Here is a 21747-nt window from a genome sequence, read left to right on the forward strand (position 1 = left end):
AAGCCCCCTCACTAGTGGGAGAAATCAACTATAGTACTATTCTTGGACTTTATTTAACCAAGAAACGACATCGAAATATTTATGAGATTCAGTATGAACAAATTGCCAAAAACCTTCATACCGCTCTCTAACACTAGGTTTCTCCCATTCACTTATCCAAAAACATGAGTATAATTGATAGTCTTTTTCAGTAAAAGCGATCTTATTTTTATAGGGTAGTTTATCGAACGCGTATGCTTCCTCTTCACTTTCGATAGTCATTTGAATAAATAGGTTATCCCAATTAAGCTTCTTCAACCTTCTATTCCATGCATCTTCCGCTTCTCGTTCACTAGCGCTATGATTAAAATATATTTTAATATCGTCTAACACACCGACAGGATGAGAAATTCCGTCCACTTTTATAAATTTCAGTTTGCAGGAAAGGTAGTACGAAAGATTGTTTAGTAGTTTTAAATATTCGTTTTTTCTTATATATAGCCAAATAAAAGGCGTATTATATTGTAAGCCTAGACGCTTGTATTGATAAGCGCCCCAGCAATTATCTGAAATAATACTAAAATCGGGATTATTCAAACGAAGAAATTCTTCAATATCAAATGAATAATAGCTCTCGTTCGGTTTAAAAGGCATTACTGGGGGTAATATTTTTTCTTTTAATATATTTAACTCCAAGAGCAAACTCTTAATGTCTTTATAGTTGTTACTGCTTATCGCTATATAATCATAGTCAATTTTATAGAAGTCCTTTACCTCGATTAATGAATCGGCATTACATTTAGACAATTCTTCCTCTTCATAAAAATACAGACACACTCGTCGTCTTCCATTATGACTTTTTACTTTGATTAGTGCTTTATTATGCATAAACTCGTGCCTTCTAATTACTGACTCAAACTCGGTAAAGCTATTGTTTATACTTCGAGAAAAAAAGTCCCTTACATCTTGTATATTAATATTATCACTTTCATACATGGAAACTAATTTGACCAATACATCAGCAAAATTATCCATTGCCTCTCTGACATCATCATTTAGTTTTAAATCATTAAAAGAATTGGTTAACTTAACAAAGCAATCAATCATTTGATTAATAATCCTTGGAAAATCACTATAAAAAACTTTTGACCCTATGCTCTCATTAGCCATTTCAATAAGATGTTTTAAATCTCTGATCCCCTCCATTTTTTCACCCTTTTTAGGATAATCTCGTTCTGAAGTTTTGAAAGGGTAATGCATTTGTATTCACCTCATCTTCAAAAGCCTCTATAATTTTTATAAGTCCTTTACCACAAACTACTATTGGATTGTCATTATGCTGAAATATCACTTTACCTACCATATTATTTCGATTTTCAACTATAACATCTTCTACTAATTCAACTCGGGTAATTCTAATTCTTTTGTTATTAATAAATGAGTAAGCACCTTTAAAAGGAAAGCCAACAGCATCTACAAATCTTCTAATAGCTTCTGAGTCTTGCCGCCAATCTATATGATAATCCAATTCATCTCGCCATAAGCTATAACTTGCTTTTGTGCTATCCTGATCATACCCCTTTGGAATAATGCCAGTTAAAAGTTGATCTATAATATCGACGACTAGTTCCAAATAAATACTTTGAACTTTAGTGATAGCTTCACTAATTGTGATAGGAAAGGATATCTCTACTTCTTTCTGTTTAATAATTTGTCCTGCATCGTAATGCTCAGATGCATAAAGCGCTGTTACCCCAATTTTTTTCTCTCCATTAATAAGACAACTAACTAGGGGCGCAAATCCTCTGTATTTAGGTAGTAAAGAGTCATGAAAAATAATTACCTTGCTCTCCTCATTTTGTATTAACCACCTCCAACCGATAGCGAATATAAATTTTGATTGGACTACAAATCCCTTATCATTTCTATCAAAAAAAGGGACTTTATATGATTTACATAATTTTTTTATATCATCGTAATAATCCTTTTTAACGTTCTTATCAATACTCGAAATTACAGCTTCTATTATCTCCGGATTATATTTTTCTATTATATTTTTAATAACAAAGAACCCTTTTTTATTCATTGCATAAAAAGTGAACATATTATCAACGTTCTCCTCTCCTAGGCGTTTTATTTTTAAATCTATCTCAACAAAGTAATTTTGGTAGATAGTATCCTAGGAACCTAGACATTTGAACGTGTCTTCTTTGTTGCTTTAACATTTCCATTAATATCAAGTCGTACTCATGAACAAATTTATCAACATGACTGTTTTCTCCGAATTTTACTTCATGTCTATCAGGAACACTCTGGATTACCTGTTGAAGTTTATTCTTCCAACCACTACCAACATGATTATCTGTGACGTCTTTTTTCTGTTTTTCACCATCTATTTCCCTTAAAGCTCTATTTATTATATAGTTTTCTACCTGATCTATATAAGATTCAAAATTTATCGCATTGTCACTCATTCCATTGTATCTTTCTACAGTTAGTAAAGGCGAAAGTGGTTTTGGTGCCTTAACCACCGGTATCCCAAACAGGCACGCGTCTAAAGCTGCAGTAAAAGATCCAAATGGAAAGCTCTCTAAATAAATATCAGCAATTGAATAAAATTGAGTCACATCTCTTTGCAAGCCAGTAAGTAATATCCTACCATTCGTTTCTTCAATAGCTTTTTGCCACAAAGCATTATTTGAATCAGGACCTACAACAATGAGTATTGAATTTAAATTTCTCTTAAGTATCTCTGTACTACTTTTAATAAAACTATACTCTCCGATCGGTTCATATTTTTCAGGAGTAGCAATTGAAAGTAACACAACTTTGTCGTTATCAATTCCTATCTTTTCTCTCGAAATTTTTTTACTTTGTTCAGGTGCTCCATCTAACGGTAATGGTAATAAGTGTGTTTGTCTTACAAATCTCCGCCCCTTTGTCAATACATTTGCAGGTTTTCTTACATCGATCACAGAATCTGAAATACTACTTCCCATCCAAAATACGTGATCTGCATGATTCAATAAAATTATTGGTGGCCCGTCCGGAACGCCAAATGCTATTAAGGGAATAGAGTCGTTTGGATGAGTATGAAGAACAACTATATCAGCCCACTCGTATGCAAGTGATCTTAAAACTTGAGCTTTTTCAATCACTGAGTAACTATCGGAAATTGAAATGCATTCTCCACCAGCCTTATTAACAGCTTGTAATAACCAAGAAGGAATTGCGTTCTCAAAACCAAGTTCCGTTTGATTTGTAAGTACAACAGCATGACGTTCATTCTGTAATCTATTATTAATCCATCTTTCGACAAGCCTTGTATGACCGCCAACATCATAGGCAGTACTTAAAACATGAAGCACTCTACGACCATCATCTATCGAAGATGGGATTCCATATTGATGTGATAAACATGATACCGGCAAAATTTCAGAAACATTTAAAAGTACTCTCTCTAACTGTCTATGACAATAAAACCCCGGAAAAGCAAGCCATGCACTAGTTGCTGCAAGATTAGCGGAAATTACAACTTTATTTAGATTTGATTTATCAAGAGGTGAAAAAGCATGAGTTGCCAGCTTCTCAAATAATAACCTATTTGCCTTTATCGACATTGCCTACCCCCAAGGTGTCATTGGAAAAAACGTCTAATCTTCTCGATAATATATAATATTGTTTCACTGTCCATATTATAAAATAGAGGCAACCTTACTAATCTTTCACTTTCACTCGTTGTGTATCTATCAATACCATTAAATCTCCCGAATTTTTTTCCAGCTTGAGACGAATGTAAAGGAATATAGTGAAAAACGCTCATGATTCCTTGATCTTTTAAAAAGCTAATTAACTTTGCTCTCTCTGTCCTATCTTTAACTTTAATATAAAAAATATGTCCATTATGCTTACATTCATCTGGAATCGTCGGCAGTTCAATATACTCTTTATCACTTAATTCCTTTAAACTGAAATAATATTCATCCCAGCTTTTTAATCGATCATTTGTAATGTGGACAGCATTTTGTAATTGTCCGAAAAGAAACCCAGCATTAAATTCACTTAATAAGTATGAGGAGCCTAAATCAACCCAACTATATTTGTCTATTTGTCCCCTAAAGAATCGGGATCTGTCAGTTCCTTTCTCCCGTATAATTTCTGATCGTTCTACATAACTGACATCATTTACTAATAGAGCTCCTCCTTCTCCACAATGAATATTTTTAGTTTCATGAAAACTGTAACATCCAAAGTGTGCTATTGTTCCTAAGGGTTTATCTTCGTAAGTACTCATAACACCTTGAGCTGCATCCTCAACTACAATAACATTGTATTTTTTTGCCAACATCATAATGTAATTCATTTCACAAGATACCCCTGCATAATGTACGAGTACAATTACTTTGGTTTTTCTTGTGATTGCTGCCTCAATTAGTTTCTCATCTATATTCATGGTATCTTTTCTAATATCAACAAATACAATTTTTGCTCCTCTTAATGCAAACGCATTTGCAGTGGATACGAAAGTAAAAGAGGGCATAATCACTTCGTCCCCCTCTTTAACATCAGCTAATATTGCAGCCATTTCTAAAGAATGAGTGCAAGAGGATGTGATAAGTGATTTGTGACAACTAAAGTTTTGCTCAATCCAATTCGCACATTTTCTATTAAAATCTCCATCTCCTGAAAACTTCTTGTAACCTATCACATCACGTATAAACTTTTCCTCATTGCCAATTACCGCTGGAATATTAAATTTAATCATATGTTCTCCTCTGAGAAATTATAATAAACTAATCATTTTCCTATTTAGTTCTCGTAAATGTTTCTCATATGGTTCCAACAATAATATGTTTGGTTCGCTATAATTATTATTAAGCAAAAGTTCAACAGCATGACTATGACAATTATTAATCACTTCTAAGTACTCACGATCATCAATTAAAATCCCCCAATATTGGCAACTGAGAGCCACTTTAATCCGATCAATTAGATTCATAGCATTATCCGAATTTTTTTTGTCAAAATATACTTTTTCTAAGAACAGTGTGTTTTCCTGTACTAAGGCCCTCAATACTAGAAAGATAAAATTGTGCTTTATAAAATTTGTTCCTTTTACTGAATCTATTTGACTTGTGAAGCATTTCTTTTCAAAAAATCCATCAAATAAAATTCGCATGTTTCTAAAATAATACCCAACTAAATAATTATTAATAGATACAACTTCATCAAACTCTTCTAAAACACTATGACAATTTGAAGCAATCACGGATGTAATTGTTTCATTACCTGGTGTTAAAAAGGTATTGATTTTTTTTTCAAAGTTATCTTTGAATAGGATTACTCCTTCTTGCAATATATAAATATATTCCCCCATAGCAAACATATTCAATTGATATATGGCTGATATTTCATCAGTGTGATTCGTATTTATAAATTTTATATTTACCGTTTTTGGAAAATTATTGTTGAAAAATCCCTCACAAGTTGCATCCGCAATAATTTCTATATTTGTATAGGACTGATTAAGAACACTCTGTATTTGAGCCTCTATATTTTCCACATGATTAAAAGCAGGAATTAATACGCTAACTAATGGCTCATTGTTTAATCGATGAGAAGTATTTTTTTTATTAAATAAGACTTCTAAATTACCGTATAATACCTTAAGTTCATCCATTCCTTTTTTATCTGAATCATAACCAACTCTTTCGATAACCGATTCAGCATATTTTTTGCTATGTTCAAGAGCACTTAGATATTTTTCCTCATCTTTAAAATACCCCATTTTAGGTGCATTAAGTACCTCATGCAAATAATCAGCAGCACCTGCAATCAACATTTTTTCAGATTGCAATTGTTGCCCATTGTGAATACGAAAATAACTTAATGTCTCAGCAATATATACGATATTCCCTTCTACTAATAAATTTAGCCAAGTAGCCATATCTACATTGCAACCGTATTCTCGTCCACAAAAGGTACCAAAAGGAGATTTAAGAGCACTTTTCCGGAATAATGGCGTAGTTGGTTCACCGATTATATTTGCATTGGATATTAATACTAGTTCACCAAACATAACGCCATCTAAAATTGTATCTTGCTCGAATATCTGCTTGTTCAATTCCGCTTGTTCAATTTTCTTTCCATAGCTATCCACTAACAGACGATGAGATGTTACTATCGAAATTTGTTCTTTTTCATCCATTAGGAAATACGCAATCATCTTTTGAATTTTTTCGGGATGAAAATAATCATCATCCATAAGAAAATTCACATAATCACCTGCAGCCAATTCGAATAGTTTTAAATCGTTTTCAAACTGGCCCAAGTTTTTTTCGTTCCTGATGTATCTTAAATTACTAAACAGATGTAAATATTTTTTTATGAGATTTTGCGTGTCGTCATTGGTACTGTCATCGCCAATAATCACTTCTATATTAGGATAGGTTTGGCCTAACGCACTTCTTAAAGCCAACTCAAATAATTGAGGACGATTGTAAGTAGGTATTAAAATACTCACGAGCGGAAGATTCTTGTTCTCTGCTTTCTTCCACTCATAATGGTGAATAAACAAGCTTTTGTAGTAGTAATAATGTTCTGCCTCTACGATACCGCAATCATGCAGCGTCCATGGAGCATCTTGTCTAGGAATAACTACTTTTAATCCGTTCTGTAAGAACTCTATACTCTGGGACATATCATAAAAATCCCAGCCATCAAAGATTTCTTCTTTCCACGGAATATCATACTGTGTAGCCATCAAAATTCCATCGATGACTTCTACACTTTGATATGCTTTCTCTACTTCCTGAAAAGCTAATAGCTGCATTTTTCCTGTATGACTGTCGTATACCTTCCCGAATAGCTCTTTGCTTTCCCACCAGATAGCGTTGGGGGATAGCTCCTTAGCTCCCATCAACCCCAGCATTCCTACTTCAGGGTCATTGCGAAACACTTCCAGGATGTCTTCCACAAACTTTTTATTAATGATAGATACATCTTCATGAAGATACACCTTGTACTTCGCATCGCTGGTTTTCATCGCATAATTGTATCCAGCAGCCACACTGGGAGCATCCAGTACAGGTAAAACCTCTATCTCATGACCCTCTGGAATCTCTAAAGCGTGTAAAAACTTAACTGATTCCTCAAACAATCGCTGGTCTTTTACACAATAGATAAAGCAGATTTTCTTGTCATTCATCTGTTATGCTCCTTTGATTGCAGCCATTAGCTCAAGTACAGTCTCATCTGGCTGCTCAATCTGCTGTGCGAAGGATAATGCTAGTTGTTTTTCACCGTATGCATTCATGACAAATGCCAAATTATACAGTGTGTGATGTTCCAAGCGATTGATATCATAGGCAGCTTGAAGTAGAGGGATAACCTCCTCATGCAAGTGGTTCTCATAACAAAGTACGGCGATAAGATTGAGAGCCTCTACTTTATTTACCACGTCATCTGCTACTACATTTATAATCTCTTCTACAGAAACAACCGCTTGCTTGAGTCCGTTCAGTAGCTCTAAAACTGTTTCCTCACTTTGAACACCGAACTCAATCCGGCGCAACAAAAATTTAAGTCGCTGCCTATCGAATGGTTCAGGTAACGTCTCCATATCTTCACCGGAAACCTTGCTAATCTGCTCTGCGTACCATGCTGCCAGCTCTGTTTCTCCGCTGATTTCCATAACAGCAGATAAATTGTATAGAGTATCCAGATTGCGTTCGTCTAATTCATAAGCCTTTTGTAAATAGGGAATGACATCTTCGAGATAACCATGTTCAAAATTTTTCACGGCTAGCAGATTTAACGTCGCAATTCTGTCATTGGCTTCCGTCATGACCTTCTCAATTACCCGATCACAACCTACATCGCGCAAGGCTTGCAATTGAAGATCTACATTCTCTCCACGTTGCAATTCTTCTATAGAAATAGACGGAAATGCTGAATCAGCCGTGGCTTTCAGTACAAATTCATAAGTACGATAATAATTTTTCATTTGCTCGTTCGCATGAGGGATGAGGCTTTCCATAAACTCAACTGTAGACTTATTCAACCATATCGGATGTGAACTGTACTCTACTTGTGAAAAGCCTGCAATCCCGAGCATTTCGGTGAGCTCGTTAAATGTGAAGTACCGCTTCTCATCGTACGCAAATGGAGAAACGCCTTTTGCCAATCCTTCTATGACATGAATATGGTTTAAATTTTTGTTGATCATGATCAAAGAGCCGGCTGGGTGCAGCAATGATTTTGCTTTTTCTATAAACGCAATAGGATTCGCTACTTTTTCAAGCACATTGTTGATAACGATGTACTCAAACAACTCTCCTGTATACTGGGAATCAAAACTTTCCCAATCACCAGTCCTGACATCAGCAAAAGAAGAAGCTTGTCTCGCAGCCGCTTCCTGAGAATCAAATCCATAAACTTTTGATTTAGAAAAACTATTTTTTACTTGTAACAGCGTGCCACCGCATCCAGAACCAATCTCCAGCAAAGAAAATGAGTCTTCTTTGTCATGTTTGATCAGTGGAAGAATTTCATAGCGAATTAGCATCGTTTTTTGGGAATCAAATCCCCATTTCTCAACAAACTTCTCTTCATTTCTTTTTAGCAAAGACTGATACTCCTTCGGTTTCTCATTAAAAGAAACCGAACCAAAATGATGAATAAATGTGTCTTTGCACAAAATCAGTTTATAGCCAGCTTGTCTGATTCGAAGCGAATAATCATCGTCTTCAAAATTGCCCGGGCTGAAAATCTCGTCCAGCTCGCCAACCTTTTCATAGACAACTCTCTTAAAGAGAAAAGCATACCCGATTAATTTTAAACGTTCTTCCCAAAGGGCCGAATTACTTGAATTATGTTTTGCAGCAAAAGGCTGCATCTCTTCTAGAGTTTGATAGCTTACCGGGATAGTCTGATAGTAAGCACATCTATTTGTAATTGGCCCAACAGCACCGATATTATCCTGACTATACAAGCATGTCAGCAAGTTCTCTAGCCATCCCTTTGTTACTACGACATCATTATTTAAGAGCATAATGTTGTCACCGATTGCTATTTTCATTCCCTGATTACACCCTGCTGGGAACCCCATATTTTGGGTGTTGAAAATACTACGGATATCCTGCTGCTCTGACAACCACTGAGTCGTTCCATCTGTTGAGGCATTATCAACTACAATCAGTTCATAACTTTGTGGATTCGTATACTGACGTATGCTTTCTATGCAAAGTTTGGTTACCTCTAAATGATTGTGTGTGAGAATAACGATGCTGGTTTTCATTCGATCACCTAATCCGCCCATGCGTTATTTAGAAAAAAAAGAGAGACCACGGTCTCTATCTTCCCTGGAGAAAAGTCTTGGAAGACAATTATGCTAGTATCAATTGTTCTTTGATGTTTCTTAAGAAGTTAGAATCTGGATATTTTCTTATCGCAGTTTCCAAGACACTCTTCACTTCATGCACACGTTTGCTATGTTTGGCTAACTCAAACAAGGATTCATACACACGAAAATCTTCTGGTACAAGAGAATGTGCTTTCTGTAGAAAAGCCCATGCATGTTCATGTAATCCACATTGTAATAAGCAATCTCCCACTTTAAATGTAATCTCTGCAAGTCTGTTACTCGGTAGCTGTTCTCCTTGCTCGAGAAACACATTGTAAAACTGATAAGCATCTACATATTTTTCTTGAATGTACAGATATTCAGCCATCTCCAAATACAAGTTTGATTTTTTTACTACATCAAAGAGTAATTGGAAATCGGATATTTTTAACGTTCCACATACATAAATCAAAAACATAAGCATGCTTTTTTTATCTATATTAAATTGGGATGTGTCCCCTAAAATATTCAATGTTAGTTGGTGCAACTCGCTATCGTTAGAAAACAGATTTTGAAGATCGGTATAGTAATTTGGATTGTTCTTTTTCCATGCTGCAGCCAATGCCCCATATGCATACTCTATTGTTGATGTCTCTCGATACAAATCACAAAATACGCTATAAGCATGCTCATAATTGCCAGTGAGAAAATCAAATATTGCTTTAAACTCTTTTAATGCCGGGTCTTTCTCAGGTAGATTTTTCAGCAGAATAGTGGCTACTCCAATATTATTTGACTCCAAAGAAGCCCTGAACAGATATAGGCACTCTCGAATATTACTCCGTTCGTATATTTTGTCGAGGAATGCAACTACAGTATCAGGTTTTTCAAAGCGTCCAAGTACACTTATCAAGTTAACTAATGAAGTATATAGGAACTTATCTATTTGAAGAGCCTGTACATGATACGTGACGGACTGATTCCATTCCCTTAGTTTGCTGTATAAAAAGCCTACACTGTCTAAAACCTTTGCTGCAGTAGCATAACCATTTGACTGTGCAATAGATGACTGGTTCAGTAAATTTACTCCTATTTGATAAACATGAATGGCATCTCTATAACGATAAGATCTTTTATGAGCATCCCCCAATAAGAGATATAAATCAGGATAATTCGGATATTCTTCAATGGCCTCCAGTATTGTTTGTAAAATAACTTTTTCTTGCTCTCCAAGTTGATTTAGGCATTTAATGATATTTACATAATTTTTTTCATAAACGCCCTTTAGCCCAGAGTTTCTATATTTTTGTGCACGCTTCGCATATTCAAGTGCCTCTTCGTATTTTTTATCTACTAAATAAGACTCTGCGATATAAAATAACAAATCGAAACTGTCTGGTTTTTTTTGTAATTCGCTAAACAAAATTTCGAGATTACGCTTTCCCTTTTCCTTTGTATGCAAATCTTCATCACAGTATCCTGTATGAATGATCGTAATATCTTGTTGGACATCCAAAGCCTGAGCTGGTTTATCCATCCGTACAATTCGCTCGTGAATAGCACCCACATAACGAATTTGCGGGTGATTTCTGAATATCCGAATGTGAATATTAGAGAAGGTCAATTTACCTGTTTTCGGCTCGATATGGGACATCATACACAAAATCATATCTAACTCTTTCTGAGTTGCTTCCAAAATTGCTCCAGGAAGATATTGCACGCAATCAGGGGAAAAATACTCATCTGCATCCAAAAAAATGATCCAATCTGATGACGCCTGTTCGATCGCATAATTTCTAGCTGCTGCAAAATCATGTATCCATTCAAAAGAAAACACTCTCGCTCCAAATTCTTTTGCTATTTGAACCGTTCGATCTGTTGATCCTGTATCCACTACAATGATTTCCGAGACAATGGATTGTATACTTTTTAGGCAAACAGGCAGATTCTTCTCTTCATTTTTTGTAATGACACAGGCCGAAACAGATATTTTCATGGAACGGTAAGTCCTCTCTCTTAAAAATAGATTCTAAAAAAGAGAGCAAGGAAACCTTGCTCTCTTTTAAACTTACATTTAGCGGAGAAGTTGCAATACGCCTTGTGGCAGTTGGTTAGCTTGAGCAAGCATAGCTTGAGCAGCTTGAGTAAGAATATTGTTCTTAGTGAATTGCATTTGCTCTTTCGCCATATCAACGTCGCGGATACGGGATTCAGCAGCAGTGAGGTTCTCGGAAGTTGTGTTCAGGTTATTGATTGTGTTTTCCAAACGGTTTTGGTTCGCACCCAAGTAAGAACGTGCAGAACTTACTGCGTTGATTTGAGCATCAATAGTGCTCAATACTTTGCTTGCTTCCGCTTGGTCGTTCAGCTTCCAAGTTGTATTCATTGCTACGTTTACACCAGACAAGCTAAAGCTTGCAGAATTCAGACCGAGAACTTGCGTGTGCTCTTGACCAATTTGCAGAGAAATTGTACCAGCAGATTCATCCAGCAATTTGATGCCATTGAATTTTGTGTTGTCTTTAATATTTGTTACTTCTTTACCCAGTTCAACCAACTCTTCTTGAATACGAGCAAGGTCGTCTGTTTTGCTGTAAGTACCGTTAGCAGCTTGAGTAGCCAATTCTTTTACACGAACCAGCATGTTGTTAACTGTTTGCAGAGCACCCTCAGCTGTTTGAATCAGAGAGATACCGTCTTGGGAGTTGCGGGAAGCTTGCTCCATACCACGGATTTGTGCACGCATACGCTCGGAGATGGAGAGACCAGCAGCATCGTCAGCCGCACGGTTGATGCGGTAGCCAGAAGACAGTTTCTCTACGTTTTTGGACAGGTTGCCAGCGTTAACGCCGAGTTGACGATGAGTGTTGATCGCCGACATATTGTGTTGGATAATCATGTGTAATTCCTCCTTGAGTTTTCGACAGTCACGTCCCTGTGACTGTTCCTATATTTTGAGATTCAATCGCAATCGCGCGCTTGCAACTTCCTCTCTACATTTCTATTATCGGATTCTCTTCATATCTGCATTAGCATTTTTCGAGTTTTTTCTTCATTTTTTATTTTTCTACGGATTGTTCTTATTAAAGAAGCTGGAATCTCCGAATAGTATTAGTAGGGGAAAAAGGAGGATTATTCGATGACCAAACAGATTATTCTAGTTCCTAAATATCTGGAACAATTCCAATGCATTGGCTCTTCCTGTGAGGATACCTGTTGCAAAGGCTGGAGTGTACCAATAGATAAATCAACCTACAAAAAGTATAAAAAAGTAAAAGACACTCAACTTGCCAAGAAACTAGATGCAGAAATCACAAGAAATCGTTCCACTCCTTCCGATTCTCACTATGCAAGCATCCTATTGTCGGGATGTCAAAGCTGCTCCATGCTCTCTCCGGAGGGCCTTTGTGAAATTCAATTAAAACTGGGTGAAGACTATCTGTCCACTACTTGCTCCTCTTATCCACGCGTCACAAACATTATTAATGGGAGTTTTGAACAATCAGCCAGCATGTCCTGTCCTGAAGCGGCGCGTTTGGCGTTATTAAATCCAGAACCAATGGAATTTTTTCAGGTCCCTTCAAAATCTCGTGAGAAGTATTCTTTCCAATCTCAACTAAACCCTGACTCACTCACACCTGACCACATACAGTTTTACTTTTGGGATTTACGTATCTTTTCAATAGAGTTAATACAGAATCGGCAATACACCATCACTGATCGTATCCTTATGCTAGGATTGTTCTATCAAAACGTACAAGAGACGATTGATAATGGCATTATTTCAACTATTCCGCAGTTAATTGAGGATTACCGTACGTTAGTTAGAACGGATACTCTTCGCGATGCATTGGCTAATATTCCAATTGAAAGTACAGCACAAGTTCAACTGCTTACTGAATTAATTAGCCTTCGAATTCATATTGGGACAGAAAACCAACGTTACTTAGACATCTTCAATACCTTTTTAAAGGGGCTTTCTTACGAAGATGGATATACCCTTGAACAGACAAATCATAATTACCAGATTGCTTATAATTCCTACTACCGACCATTTATTGCTAACCATTCATACATTCTTGAGAACTATCTGGTCAATTATATTTACAAGTATACTTTTCCTTTTTACGGTCAATATAACGTGTTTGAAAATTACGTCTCCCTTGCCTTACAATATAGTCTAATTAAAATGCACCTTATTGGAATCTCGGGTTTCTACAAAGAAAATCTAACTGTAGATCATGTCATTACCTTAATTCAATCCTTTTCTAAAACTGTTGAGCACAATTCGAGATATTTACAAATTGCTTATGACTATCTGCAAAGACGAGGGTTCGTGTCAATAGCAGGAATGGCTATTTTCCTAAAAAATGAGTAAGGACTCTCGTTTCACACATGGCTGCCGAGCACACTCGATGCAGCCTCTTTTATTTTATAAAAAAGAAAAAGATGATCTATTGATCATCTTCCGGTTTCTGATTCATTTGCATAAGCTGTTTCAAAGCCGACCAATCCGTATCTTGAGTCGTTGCCTGCCTATTTTCCTCCTGAATGGCATCGTAGATTTCCTTTCGATACACATCCAGTTTCCGTGGAGCTTCAATCCCAATCCGAACTTGATCCCCATCAATTGAAATAATCTTGATTTCGATGGTGTCACCAATCATTATGGATTCATTTTTCTTTCGAGAAAGGACCAGCATGTTTGGACACCACCTATTCAGTATCCGCAGCTTGTTGCGAGAACAACGGCTGGCGGATAGGATACGAATCTTCCTGCAAAATGACCTGCTTGCCCATTCGATTAGCTAAATTAAGCACGATAGGAGCCTTCAAATTGACTGAAGCTTGATTTTTGCCCCGAATGGTAACGATAGAAAACACAACGACAGGAGAATCCTCTTCCATACGCAACGCCTCTTTCGATACCTCAGGGAGAGTAAATCGATAATCAGGGAAGAAAGAAAAAGGATTTACCACCCAAAAACCAATATCCTTTTCTTCTGTTGACTGAATGAGAAAAAAGGGACTCTCTTCTTCCTGTATCAATTGAAAAAACTGCAAATGAGAAAATCCAGGAATGCCGTCTTCAAAAAATAGCTTGCCTAATTCTACCTGCTGACTTGCGTTCATGTTTTCCCCTCACTTACATCATTCGGTCCAACTGGCTACCAACGACCTCTATTTTCAAGCTATTTTGCTGTAAGATGTACGGCTCTACTTTGCCTGGTATATACGTAAATTCAGGCGGTCGGATCACCGGGTCCATACTCATTCCATTTCGTTTTACGTTGATAACTACTGGCTTGAGCTGAATACTTATGTCGACACCCTCGTCCCCCGAAGATGCTGGAGGAGAATAACCACTATCCAGCACCCGCATACCTCGCTCTCTTCCGATGGCTGCGATTGCATTCTCCTTGGTATGAATTCTCATCAGCCGATCGCCTTCTTGACTCTTCTCTGCAATAGCTTGCATCGCTTTCTGATATCCGTAAGAGGCATTGCTGTCACTAAACTGCATGGGAGTCATGATTCCAATATTGGCCCTTGCCTGACTAGAATCAATCTGCAATTCGGTCCGGGCTTGTTCAATCGTAAGCTCAGCTGGCTGTTGACGAAGATTCATTTCGGCTTGCGGTTGCTTTATTTCATGTGTTGCCTTTGTCACATTTAGTCCTAATCGAGCAAAAGAGCTTTCCATTCTAAGTTGAGGAATCTGCATAGACCCACCTCATTTTATCATTAACGGAGGAAGTCTAGAAGTGTAGGCTGTATAATTCGCGCCCCGGACCCGAGTGCAGCTTGATGAACACTTTCTTGCGTCTTCAGGTCCGTCATTACTTCCGCCATATTTGCATCTTCATTTTTGGACATGAGTCCAGTAATGCTTACTTCTTGGGACTTTAATCGCTCTGCAATCAGCTCAACGCGATTGACATTTGCACCTAGCGAAGCCCGCTCTGCCAAGAGCTTATCAAATTGCTGCCCAATTGCTTCCTGAAATTGCGTTGCACTTTTACCACTGTCTAGCTCTGTAATAATATTATCCAAGACTTTGAACATATTACTACCGTTATTCGGGAAGTTAAATATATTTTGAGCGTTAATATTGGATGTAACGAATACATTTTGACTTACCTCTAAATTAATAGGAGAACTATTTGTGTTTACAAAATCACCCTTGCCACCGTTTGCTGTCATGTCGTATGGAGGCTTGTTGGTATCCGTACCCGCAAAGATGTACTTCCCATTTATTTGTTGGTTAGCCAAGGTCCCCAAGTGATTTTTCAATTGTTTAACCTCTGATGACATCGCCTTTAAATCATCGGGTGAAACTGCCCCATCCCCGGAATATACCAGAAGCTCTTTTATTCGTTTTAATACGTTTCCTACTTCATCCATCGTAGCATCAGTCATATCCATCCAAGACTGAGCTTCATCCACATTTCGGCTGTATTGATCATTCTCCATCAATGAGGACCGATAAAACATACCCCGTGCAGCAACTACTGGATCATCGGATGGTCTTTCAATTTTGCTCCCCGATGAAAGCTGTTGTTGCAGCTTATCCATGTTACGCATGGAATTGTGCAAATTCCGCAGCATATTACTATTCAGCATGTTCTGCGTTACACGTACCGCCATAATCTATCCCCTCCTAATTAGATACCAACCCGGCCCATGCCATTGATTACTTTATCCAAAATTTCGTCCATGCTTGTCATGACACGTGCAGATGCACTGTATGCATGCTGATATTTCACCATTTCCGCCATCTCGTCATCGATTGATACACCAGATACCGATTGACGTTGACTGTCAACGGTTCCAACGAGCATTTCAGAGTTCAACTGGTTACGTTTGGCTTCCTGGGCGTCGACACCCAATTGGCTGATCGTATAGCGATAATAGTTATCCAACGTAGAGCTTTCTGCCAAATCATTAGGACCCGCACCTGCAGTCAAAACTTTAAATTTGATCGATGCGATAGCAAGTGCACTCTTATTATTCCCTACAGGAGTGCCTCCTGCTTCTTCTTGTGCGGCCGCGATGGCATCCAAGCTCTTCATGATCTCCGGGTTAACAACCAGGCTGGATGCGCTTGTCGGATAATTTTTGGAAGCTGGGTTCGTTGCAAGAGAGTTTGCATCCACAAAAAATGGGAGATCTTGTACAGTGCCATTATTAATGTCACTCAAGCTTCGTCCTGCACGATGCAGGTCGTTAATTTCCTTGGTAAGATTCACGGCCAAAACATCCAAGCGTTTCAGCATGTTCGGCACGATCTGATCACGCGATTGGAATGTTCCTGCCATATAGCCGGTTGTCGGCACAAATGCAGCTCCACCAAGCGTCATGTCACTCAAGCCTGTAGCTGGATTTTGTACAGTAGCTACAGGCTGCGATGTAATTCCTGTAACAAAATCACGACCTTCAATCGTTACATTGACCATTCCTGCTGTCGTTTGCGTTGCGCGGATCTCAACCAGTTTAGAGAGCTTGTCTAAAAGAACATCACGCTGATCATACAAGTCGTTTGGCTCATATCCATGTGGAACAACGTTTGAAATTTGATTGTTCAAATTGGCAATTTGTTGACCCAAGGAGTTAATCTCCATCGCTTTTACATTGATCACGTTGTTCAGATCGGTTTGTACTTCCTTGATATGATTGGTTAACGTATTGAATGTATCCGCTACTGCCTTACTGCGTTCCCGAACAACTGCACGGGCCGACGTATCTGTCGGGTCCTTTGCAAGATCCTGCCAAGCTTGCCACATCTGGTCCATAACTTTTTGCAAGCCAGTATCGGAAGGTTCATTCATGATCCCTTCCAATTTCTCCAGGGTTTCCAGACGAGCATCCCAGAGACCTTGACGCTTGTGCTCATTCCGAAACTGAATATCCAAAAACTCTTCCCGCAAACGCTGAATACTAGTTGCTTGCACACCTGTCCCGAGCAAACCCGGCTCGATACTCGCTTGCATCCCCACATAAGGCAAACCAGTCGTAGCCTGCATATTCACGCGCTGGCGACTGTAGCCTTCCGTATTCGCATTGGAGATATTGTGTCCCGTTGTATTTAGCGCGGACTGTTGAGCGAACAAGCCGCGTTTGCTGACTTCAATTCCATGAAAAGTAGAGCGCATTTCGACACCTCTTTACGCTTTTTTATTGAAAAAAGTTCGATTAGCCTGACGATACGTATCCGAGGTCGGTCTTCCGTAGATGAAGTCGTCCTCGGGCGTATCCGTGATCAGGTCGAGCGTCATGTTTACAAAAGAAAGGGATTGCTCCAGTAACTGCTGATTCAGGTCGTTAGCATCGCGCAGTTCGTTCACAATCCGGCTTAGCTCATTACGACAGGAAGTGAGTCGCATCTTCTCTTCCGCACTGGTCGTCAACTTGATCAATTCAGCCAGTGTGCCTTCTTGCAGCGCAAAGCCCTTCTGTGCTGTCAGTTCTTTTACGACTTGCTGGCGGGCTGCTTCTGCTTCCGTGATGCCCTTGATCAGTTTTTGCTCCTGGCGCGTAATGGCTACCAGTTCATCCACATTCCCTTTTACCAGCACCTCTTTTTTGTGCATGGCTAAGGTGTACAAGGCTTTGTGCAACTGGATCAAGTTGTCGAGCAGATCGTAGAGTCTGTTCATTCCTTGCTTCTCCTCATCTTCCATCGAAAACTATTTAAAGAGGCTGTTCAAAAAGCCCTCTTTAGATCTGTGTTACAGCTTTTTCCAAAAGGACAGGAGCTTATCAGCGATTCGCTCACTTGAGACGTGATATTTTCCTTCCTCCACTTGCTTCTTCAACTGCTCCACTTTTTCCCGACGTTGTGGAGAGTTGACATCCTCTACTTGCTTTTGCATTTCCAGCGCTTCTGTGGAAATGTTCACTTCATCCTTGCCCATCGGGATTTTACCGCTTTTGCCTACCTGGTTGTTACCTGTCTTGTTGTAAGCATTGATCATCCCGACACGGTTAGGTTCATTAATCCGCATCTGATTACCATCCTCTCATACCAACGGTCTTTTCATAGAAAAAACCGATGACACCTCTTAGTAGTATCATCGGCAATTTCATCATGTACGATTAGTTTTTTTGCACAAAACTATTCGTCACTATTCTGCTTTCTTCGATAAGCTGCCTGAGCCAGATCGGCGCGTTGGAGATCCTCCAATCGTTGCTCTACCTCGAGTTGTTGCGTGATTTCGTGCTTCAAGCCTTTTAGACAAGATTCGCAAATGTTGCCTGCTCGAATCAAAAAACCGCAACGCTCACATGGATAGCCAAGGTTGGGACTTCCGGCAACCGAAATGCGCCCTTCTTTGATAAATTTCGTGATTTGCTTCACGCTCACACCAGTGGCTTCGCTTACTTGGTGAATATTCGATCCGCGATTTTCGCGCTTACGCAAAAACTGGGCGCATGCTTCATATTCTTGTTCCACTTCTTTATGACATTTGGGGCAAATGTCACGGACTGCTTGTACAAATACAGCATCACACCGCGAGCAGTTTGCCAACTTGCCCATAGACATATCGGACAACCCCTTTTCCGTTCAGAAAGTTCATACGGTTCCATATCCGTTGTATGCCTACATAATAGCTTAATTTTTCCAAACTGGCTATCGGTATATTGTCAAGGAATATATTTCACAGCTTGGCCCCAAATGTTCTCTGATTGTCCTCGCGCACGAACGCAACGTCGAACCAGTGGTATAAATATCGTCCAGGAGCAGGATTTTAGTAGCAGAGGTCATATCCTCGCTATCCCATACAAAAGCTTCGCGCATACTTTCGTGACGTGCTGCTCGCCCTCTCTGTTTGCTTAGCTTCGGGGTGTCCTTCGCTCGACGTAGCAATGGTCTCACGGGAATCTTGATCGCTGCTCCTAAATGGCGGGCCAGCAGATCCACCTGATTAAAGCCGCGTTCCCGCAAACGTTGCGGATGTAAAGGAACCGTCGTGATACAGGTAAAACTCATGGACCTGTAATAACGCTGAACCGTAATGGCAAGAAGCGTACCGTAGTATAAAGCTAGCCGCTCGTCACCGCGGTATTTAAACAATCCGAGCAAATCCTTCTCCCCTTTTTCATAGCGAAGCAAGCTTCGATTTGCCACCAATATCTGCTCATCTTCTCCATAAACACAATCCCTACATAGCCCTTCGTTGCCGATACTAGCCTGAATCTCCTTATCCCGCCCGCACCGCTGGCAAATATCATGCCCAATCACAGGTAAAGCATCAAGGCAAGCTCCACACAACATAAGCCCTTTTAACATCCGGTAGATGACTGGATAGCTCGCCTGATCGGATAGCTGTCGGGCCTTTTCACGAACGACCGTTTCCTTTTGGAGAGCTGCAATATGTCCACCACAACGTACACACATCCCAATGATCATGAAAGGCCTCTTTGTTCCGTGAGCTTTTGAGCCAAGCTGTTCATCTGTGAAATCTGTCTGACGGCCCGCTTTGGAGAAGTAGCGCGTTCTGCTTGCAAAAATAAAACACTACCCGTCGTATCATCAACGGATCGTCCTACTCGTCCTGCTATCTGCACCAATGACGCCTCGTCAAATACAGGCGCCTCCGCGCCTACCACTACTACATCACTCTTCGGTATGGTCACACCCCGCTCCAGAATCGTAGTCGTCACCATGACGGTATAACGCTTTTCTCGAAATGCAAGTACCTTCTCCTCCCGCATAGGATCTGCCGCATGAACACCGGCCATCTCCCCCGCGTGAGCAGGAAGCCACTTTTGAAGGTACGATAGCACCTTGTCAATTTCATCAACTCGCGGGACAAACACAAAAGCTTGTCGGCATTCATTCAGAGAAGTACTCACCGCTTCTATAAACGGTGCCACGAATCGATTCGTCTGAACACGCTTATGTAAGCCTTGTACCGTGAGAATCTTGGGGACAGGAAGCGCAGCACCATGATAGCGCCCAGGCAACAGAACATGCGTATCAGAGAATAGCGGTATCGCGCCAGAGAAGCCTAGGAATGAGCGCCCTTTTCTAACGAGCCGCTTTTGCAAATATCCTGGAGGTGTCGCGCTTAAATAGAGGAGCTTCCCATTCTTTTTCACCGCTCTGGATAGAGCGCGATACAAAATAGGATCATTATGATAAGGGAACGCGTCAGCCTCGTCGAGAACGACCAGCAAAAAGCGCTGATGAAAGCGCATGACCTGATGCGTGGTCGCAATCGTGATGTCACTCTCTTCCCACTTCTCCGCGCTCGAACCGTGGACGGCTATCACTTTAGCCCCAGGAAAGACTCGCTGAATCCGAGGAGCCAGCTCCAACACGACGTCTTTTCGAGGTGTCGCAATCAAAACGCGACCGCCGGCAGCAAGTGCCTCTGTAACAGAAGGGAATAACAACTCTGTTTTGCCCGCTCCACAAACTGCCCAGATCAAAAACTCCGACAGCCCTGGCCTCGGATTGGCTACAAAGCAACGCGCTCGCTCAGCTGCCCGCGATTGATCTGCTGAATACTTCCCCGCCCATTCCAATCTCGCCACGTTCTGTATGTGATCTGCGCTACGGATAGGGGATGCCCCTACATCCATTAAAAAATACGGTGTACAACACTTACTCCTGCCCATCCCTAAACAAGCTGTGCAATAAGCGCAGCCTTGCTCACATGTATGACAATAAGTAAACTCCACCTTTGCCCCTGCACTTCCGCAGCGTTCACAGACCAACTCCAGCCGATTGCGCCACCATCCTTTTGTAACCGCAAACCGAATGCCAGGTCGCCACTCCGCTTTATTTGCGAGCACGAATGAATGCAAAATGGCTGACAAATCATGCACGTCCACCCCTCGCTTTTTCAGCAAGGACTCCACTTCATCCCAAAGGAGCGCACGCCCGTCTAAAATCTCGCTCAAAACAGTTTCTTGTGGTTTCTCGACCGATGAGCTCCTTCGAAAAAGTTCGCGACCACCCAAAAAGCCCAACTGAGCACCCGGCAATTTCCCCGATCCTTTACTACCTCGATACGAGACTTCCACACTCTCCTCAACCGACTCCCAAGAAAACCACCCCTGCTCCCGGCGGTCCTGTACACTCACTGCTTCCCGTCCATATAAGTTGCTCGCTTCGCACACGCTACTTACCGCCAGCGCTCTTAACTCTTTTACATATCCATCAGTCAGCATCCGTCCTTTACCGACTTGTTCCATCACATACCCGTTCACCTTCGCACGCAAGGAAAAAGCCAGAGCAAGCGAAGACGTCTTTCCGATGACATGCAGGACACACCCTTCTCTCTCCTGCCAAAAAGAACGATCTACAGAAAAGCTCGGCGTAACATAAGTCTGCACCTGTGGTGTTGATCCGCCGCAAGCCTTGATATACAGCAAATACTCACGCATACGCTCACTCCCCCGCCCTCTTGCCCTTA

19 protein-coding genes are annotated in these 21747 nt (G+C 40.1%); 1 reads left to right on the top strand and 18 read right to left on the bottom strand.

Annotated features, from left to right (window positions below; genetic code table 11):
- Positions 1–36: 36 nt before the first annotated feature.
- The 8 genes from ASG16_RS03270 to ASG16_RS03305 form a co-directional block, all read right to left on the bottom strand.
- On the bottom strand, positions 37–1239 hold the full coding sequence (locus tag ASG16_RS03270; protein ID WP_056487047.1) for a DUF1919 domain-containing protein: 1203 nt from the start codon (positions 1237–1239) through the stop codon (positions 37–39).
- Positions 1199–2083, bottom strand: a complete 885-nt coding sequence (locus ASG16_RS03275; protein ID WP_056487044.1) for a methionyl-tRNA formyltransferase — start codon at positions 2081–2083, stop codon at positions 1199–1201. The genes ASG16_RS03270 and ASG16_RS03275 overlap by 41 nt, the downstream gene beginning before the upstream one ends.
- Positions 2084–2129: 46 nt before the next feature.
- Positions 2130–3599, bottom strand: a complete 1470-nt coding sequence (locus ASG16_RS03280) for a glycosyltransferase family protein (protein ID WP_056487041.1) — start codon at positions 3597–3599, stop codon at positions 2130–2132.
- Positions 3600–3616: 17 nt separating this feature from the next.
- Positions 3617–4744 (bottom strand): dTDP-4-amino-4,6-dideoxygalactose transaminase, encoded by a 1128-nt coding sequence (gene rffA / locus ASG16_RS03285; protein WP_056487038.1) that lies wholly within the window; start codon positions 4742–4744, stop codon positions 3617–3619.
- Between the two features lie 18 nt (positions 4745–4762).
- The gene (locus ASG16_RS03290) at positions 4763–7186 is read right to left on the bottom strand and encodes a glycosyltransferase (protein ID WP_056487035.1); all 2424 of its coding nucleotides are present in this window, start codon (positions 7184–7186) and stop codon (positions 4763–4765) included.
- 3 nt (positions 7187–7189) lie between these two features.
- On the bottom strand, positions 7190–9277 hold the full coding sequence (locus ASG16_RS03295; RefSeq protein ID WP_056487032.1) for a glycosyltransferase: 2088 nt from the start codon (positions 9275–9277) through the stop codon (positions 7190–7192).
- Positions 9278–9365: 88 nt separating this feature from the next.
- Positions 9366–11318, bottom strand: coding sequence for a glycosyltransferase family 2 protein (locus ASG16_RS03300; RefSeq protein WP_056487029.1), 1953 nt, complete (start codon positions 11316–11318; stop codon positions 9366–9368).
- Positions 11319–11396: 78 nt separating this feature from the next.
- Entirely contained in the window at positions 11397–12221 is an 825-nt protein-coding gene (locus ASG16_RS03305; protein WP_048035026.1) for a flagellin N-terminal helical domain-containing protein, read from the bottom strand.
- Positions 12222–12461: 240 nt separating this feature from the next.
- On the opposite strand from ASG16_RS03305, the gene fliB reads away from it, so the two are divergent.
- Positions 12462–13700, top strand: a complete 1239-nt coding sequence (fliB, locus tag ASG16_RS03310) for a flagellin lysine-N-methylase (protein WP_056487026.1) — start codon at positions 12462–12464, stop codon at positions 13698–13700.
- 76 nt (positions 13701–13776) lie between these two features.
- On the opposite strand, the gene csrA is transcribed toward fliB, so the two are convergent.
- From csrA to ASG16_RS03360, 10 genes are all read right to left on the bottom strand, one after another.
- Entirely contained in the window at positions 13777–14025 is a 249-nt protein-coding gene (gene csrA, locus ASG16_RS03315) for a carbon storage regulator CsrA (protein WP_056487023.1), read from the bottom strand.
- Between the two features lie 13 nt (positions 14026–14038).
- Positions 14039–14455 carry a flagellar assembly protein FliW gene (locus ASG16_RS03320; RefSeq protein WP_056487020.1) on the bottom strand — a complete coding sequence of 139 codons (417 nt, stop codon included), beginning with the start codon at positions 14453–14455 and terminating at the stop codon, positions 14039–14041.
- Positions 14456–14468: 13 nt separating this feature from the next.
- A complete protein-coding gene (locus ASG16_RS03325; RefSeq protein ID WP_056487017.1) occupies positions 14469–15047 on the bottom strand; it encodes a DUF6470 family protein in 579 nt (192 codons plus the stop codon).
- 20 nt (positions 15048–15067) lie between these two features.
- Positions 15068–15970 (bottom strand): flagellar hook-associated protein FlgL, encoded by a 903-nt coding sequence (gene flgL, locus ASG16_RS03330; RefSeq protein WP_056487014.1) that lies wholly within the window; start codon positions 15968–15970, stop codon positions 15068–15070.
- Between the two features lie 17 nt (positions 15971–15987).
- The gene (flgK, locus tag ASG16_RS03335) at positions 15988–17475 is read right to left on the bottom strand and encodes a flagellar hook-associated protein FlgK (RefSeq protein WP_056487011.1); all 1488 of its coding nucleotides are present in this window, start codon (positions 17473–17475) and stop codon (positions 15988–15990) included.
- Positions 17476–17487: 12 nt separating this feature from the next.
- Complete coding sequence (locus ASG16_RS03340) at positions 17488–17979, bottom strand: flagellar protein FlgN (RefSeq protein WP_056487215.1); 492 nt, start codon at positions 17977–17979, stop codon at positions 17488–17490.
- 72 nt (positions 17980–18051) lie between these two features.
- On the bottom strand, positions 18052–18327 hold the full coding sequence (gene flgM, locus ASG16_RS03345; protein ID WP_016742371.1) for a flagellar biosynthesis anti-sigma factor FlgM: 276 nt from the start codon (positions 18325–18327) through the stop codon (positions 18052–18054).
- A 110-nt stretch (positions 18328–18437) separates the two neighbouring features.
- On the bottom strand, positions 18438–18866 hold the full coding sequence (locus ASG16_RS03350) for a TIGR03826 family flagellar region protein (protein WP_056487007.1): 429 nt from the start codon (positions 18864–18866) through the stop codon (positions 18438–18440).
- Positions 18867–18953: 87 nt separating this feature from the next.
- On the bottom strand, positions 18954–19733 hold the full coding sequence (locus ASG16_RS03355) for a ComF family protein (protein WP_056487003.1): 780 nt from the start codon (positions 19731–19733) through the stop codon (positions 18954–18956).
- Positions 19730–21718, bottom strand: coding sequence for an ATP-dependent helicase ComFA (locus tag ASG16_RS03360; protein WP_056487000.1), 1989 nt, complete (start codon positions 21716–21718; stop codon positions 19730–19732). The genes ASG16_RS03355 and ASG16_RS03360 overlap by 4 nt, the downstream gene beginning before the upstream one ends.
- Between the last annotated feature and the right edge of the window lie 29 nt (positions 21719–21747).

Source organism: Brevibacillus sp. Leaf182, from assembly GCF_001423865.2.
In the GTDB taxonomy this organism is placed as follows: Bacteria; Bacillota; Bacilli; order Brevibacillales; family Brevibacillaceae; genus Brevibacillus; species Brevibacillus brevis_C.

What these genes read in the sequence shown, in the direction of transcription:
- ASG16_RS03270 (WP_056487047.1), bottom strand. Translation starts at nt 1,239, where the DNA reads ATGCATTACCCTTTCAAAACTTCAGAACGAGATTATCCTAAAAAGGGT.
- ASG16_RS03275 (WP_056487044.1), bottom strand. Translation starts at nt 2,083, where the DNA reads ATGTTCACTTTTTATGCAATGAATAAAAAAGGGTTCTTTGTTATTAAA.
- ASG16_RS03280 (WP_056487041.1), bottom strand. Translation starts at nt 3,599, where the DNA reads ATGTCGATAAAGGCAAATAGGTTATTATTTGAGAAGCTGGCAACTCAT.
- rffA (WP_056487038.1), bottom strand. Translation starts at nt 4,744, where the DNA reads ATGATTAAATTTAATATTCCAGCGGTAATTGGCAATGAGGAAAAGTTT.
- ASG16_RS03290 (WP_056487035.1), bottom strand. Translation starts at nt 7,186, where the DNA reads ATGAATGACAAGAAAATCTGCTTTATCTATTGTGTAAAAGACCAGCGA.
- ASG16_RS03295 (WP_056487032.1), bottom strand. Translation starts at nt 9,277, where the DNA reads ATGAAAACCAGCATCGTTATTCTCACACACAATCATTTAGAGGTAACC.
- ASG16_RS03300 (WP_056487029.1), bottom strand. Translation starts at nt 11,318, where the DNA reads ATGAAAATATCTGTTTCGGCCTGTGTCATTACAAAAAATGAAGAGAAG.
- ASG16_RS03305 (WP_048035026.1), bottom strand. Translation starts at nt 12,221, where the DNA reads ATGATTATCCAACACAATATGTCGGCGATCAACACTCATCGTCAACTC.
- fliB (WP_056487026.1), top strand. Translation starts at nt 12,462, where the DNA reads ATGACCAAACAGATTATTCTAGTTCCTAAATATCTGGAACAATTCCAA.
- csrA (WP_056487023.1), bottom strand. Translation starts at nt 14,025, where the DNA reads ATGCTGGTCCTTTCTCGAAAGAAAAATGAATCCATAATGATTGGTGAC.
- ASG16_RS03320 (WP_056487020.1), bottom strand. Translation starts at nt 14,455, where the DNA reads ATGAACGCAAGTCAGCAGGTAGAATTAGGCAAGCTATTTTTTGAAGAC.
- ASG16_RS03325 (WP_056487017.1), bottom strand. Translation starts at nt 15,047, where the DNA reads ATGCAGATTCCTCAACTTAGAATGGAAAGCTCTTTTGCTCGATTAGGA.
- flgL (WP_056487014.1), bottom strand. Translation starts at nt 15,970, where the DNA reads ATGGCGGTACGTGTAACGCAGAACATGCTGAATAGTAATATGCTGCGG.
- flgK (WP_056487011.1), bottom strand. Translation starts at nt 17,475, where the DNA reads ATGCGCTCTACTTTTCATGGAATTGAAGTCAGCAAACGCGGCTTGTTC.
- ASG16_RS03340 (WP_056487215.1), bottom strand. Translation starts at nt 17,979, where the DNA reads ATGAACAGACTCTACGATCTGCTCGACAACTTGATCCAGTTGCACAAA.
- flgM (WP_016742371.1), bottom strand. Translation starts at nt 18,327, where the DNA reads ATGCGGATTAATGAACCTAACCGTGTCGGGATGATCAATGCTTACAAC.
- ASG16_RS03350 (WP_056487007.1), bottom strand. Translation starts at nt 18,866, where the DNA reads ATGTCTATGGGCAAGTTGGCAAACTGCTCGCGGTGTGATGCTGTATTT.
- ASG16_RS03355 (WP_056487003.1), bottom strand. Translation starts at nt 19,733, where the DNA reads ATGATCATTGGGATGTGTGTACGTTGTGGTGGACATATTGCAGCTCTC.
- ASG16_RS03360 (WP_056487000.1), bottom strand. Translation starts at nt 21,718, where the DNA reads ATGCGTGAGTATTTGCTGTATATCAAGGCTTGCGGCGGATCAACACCA.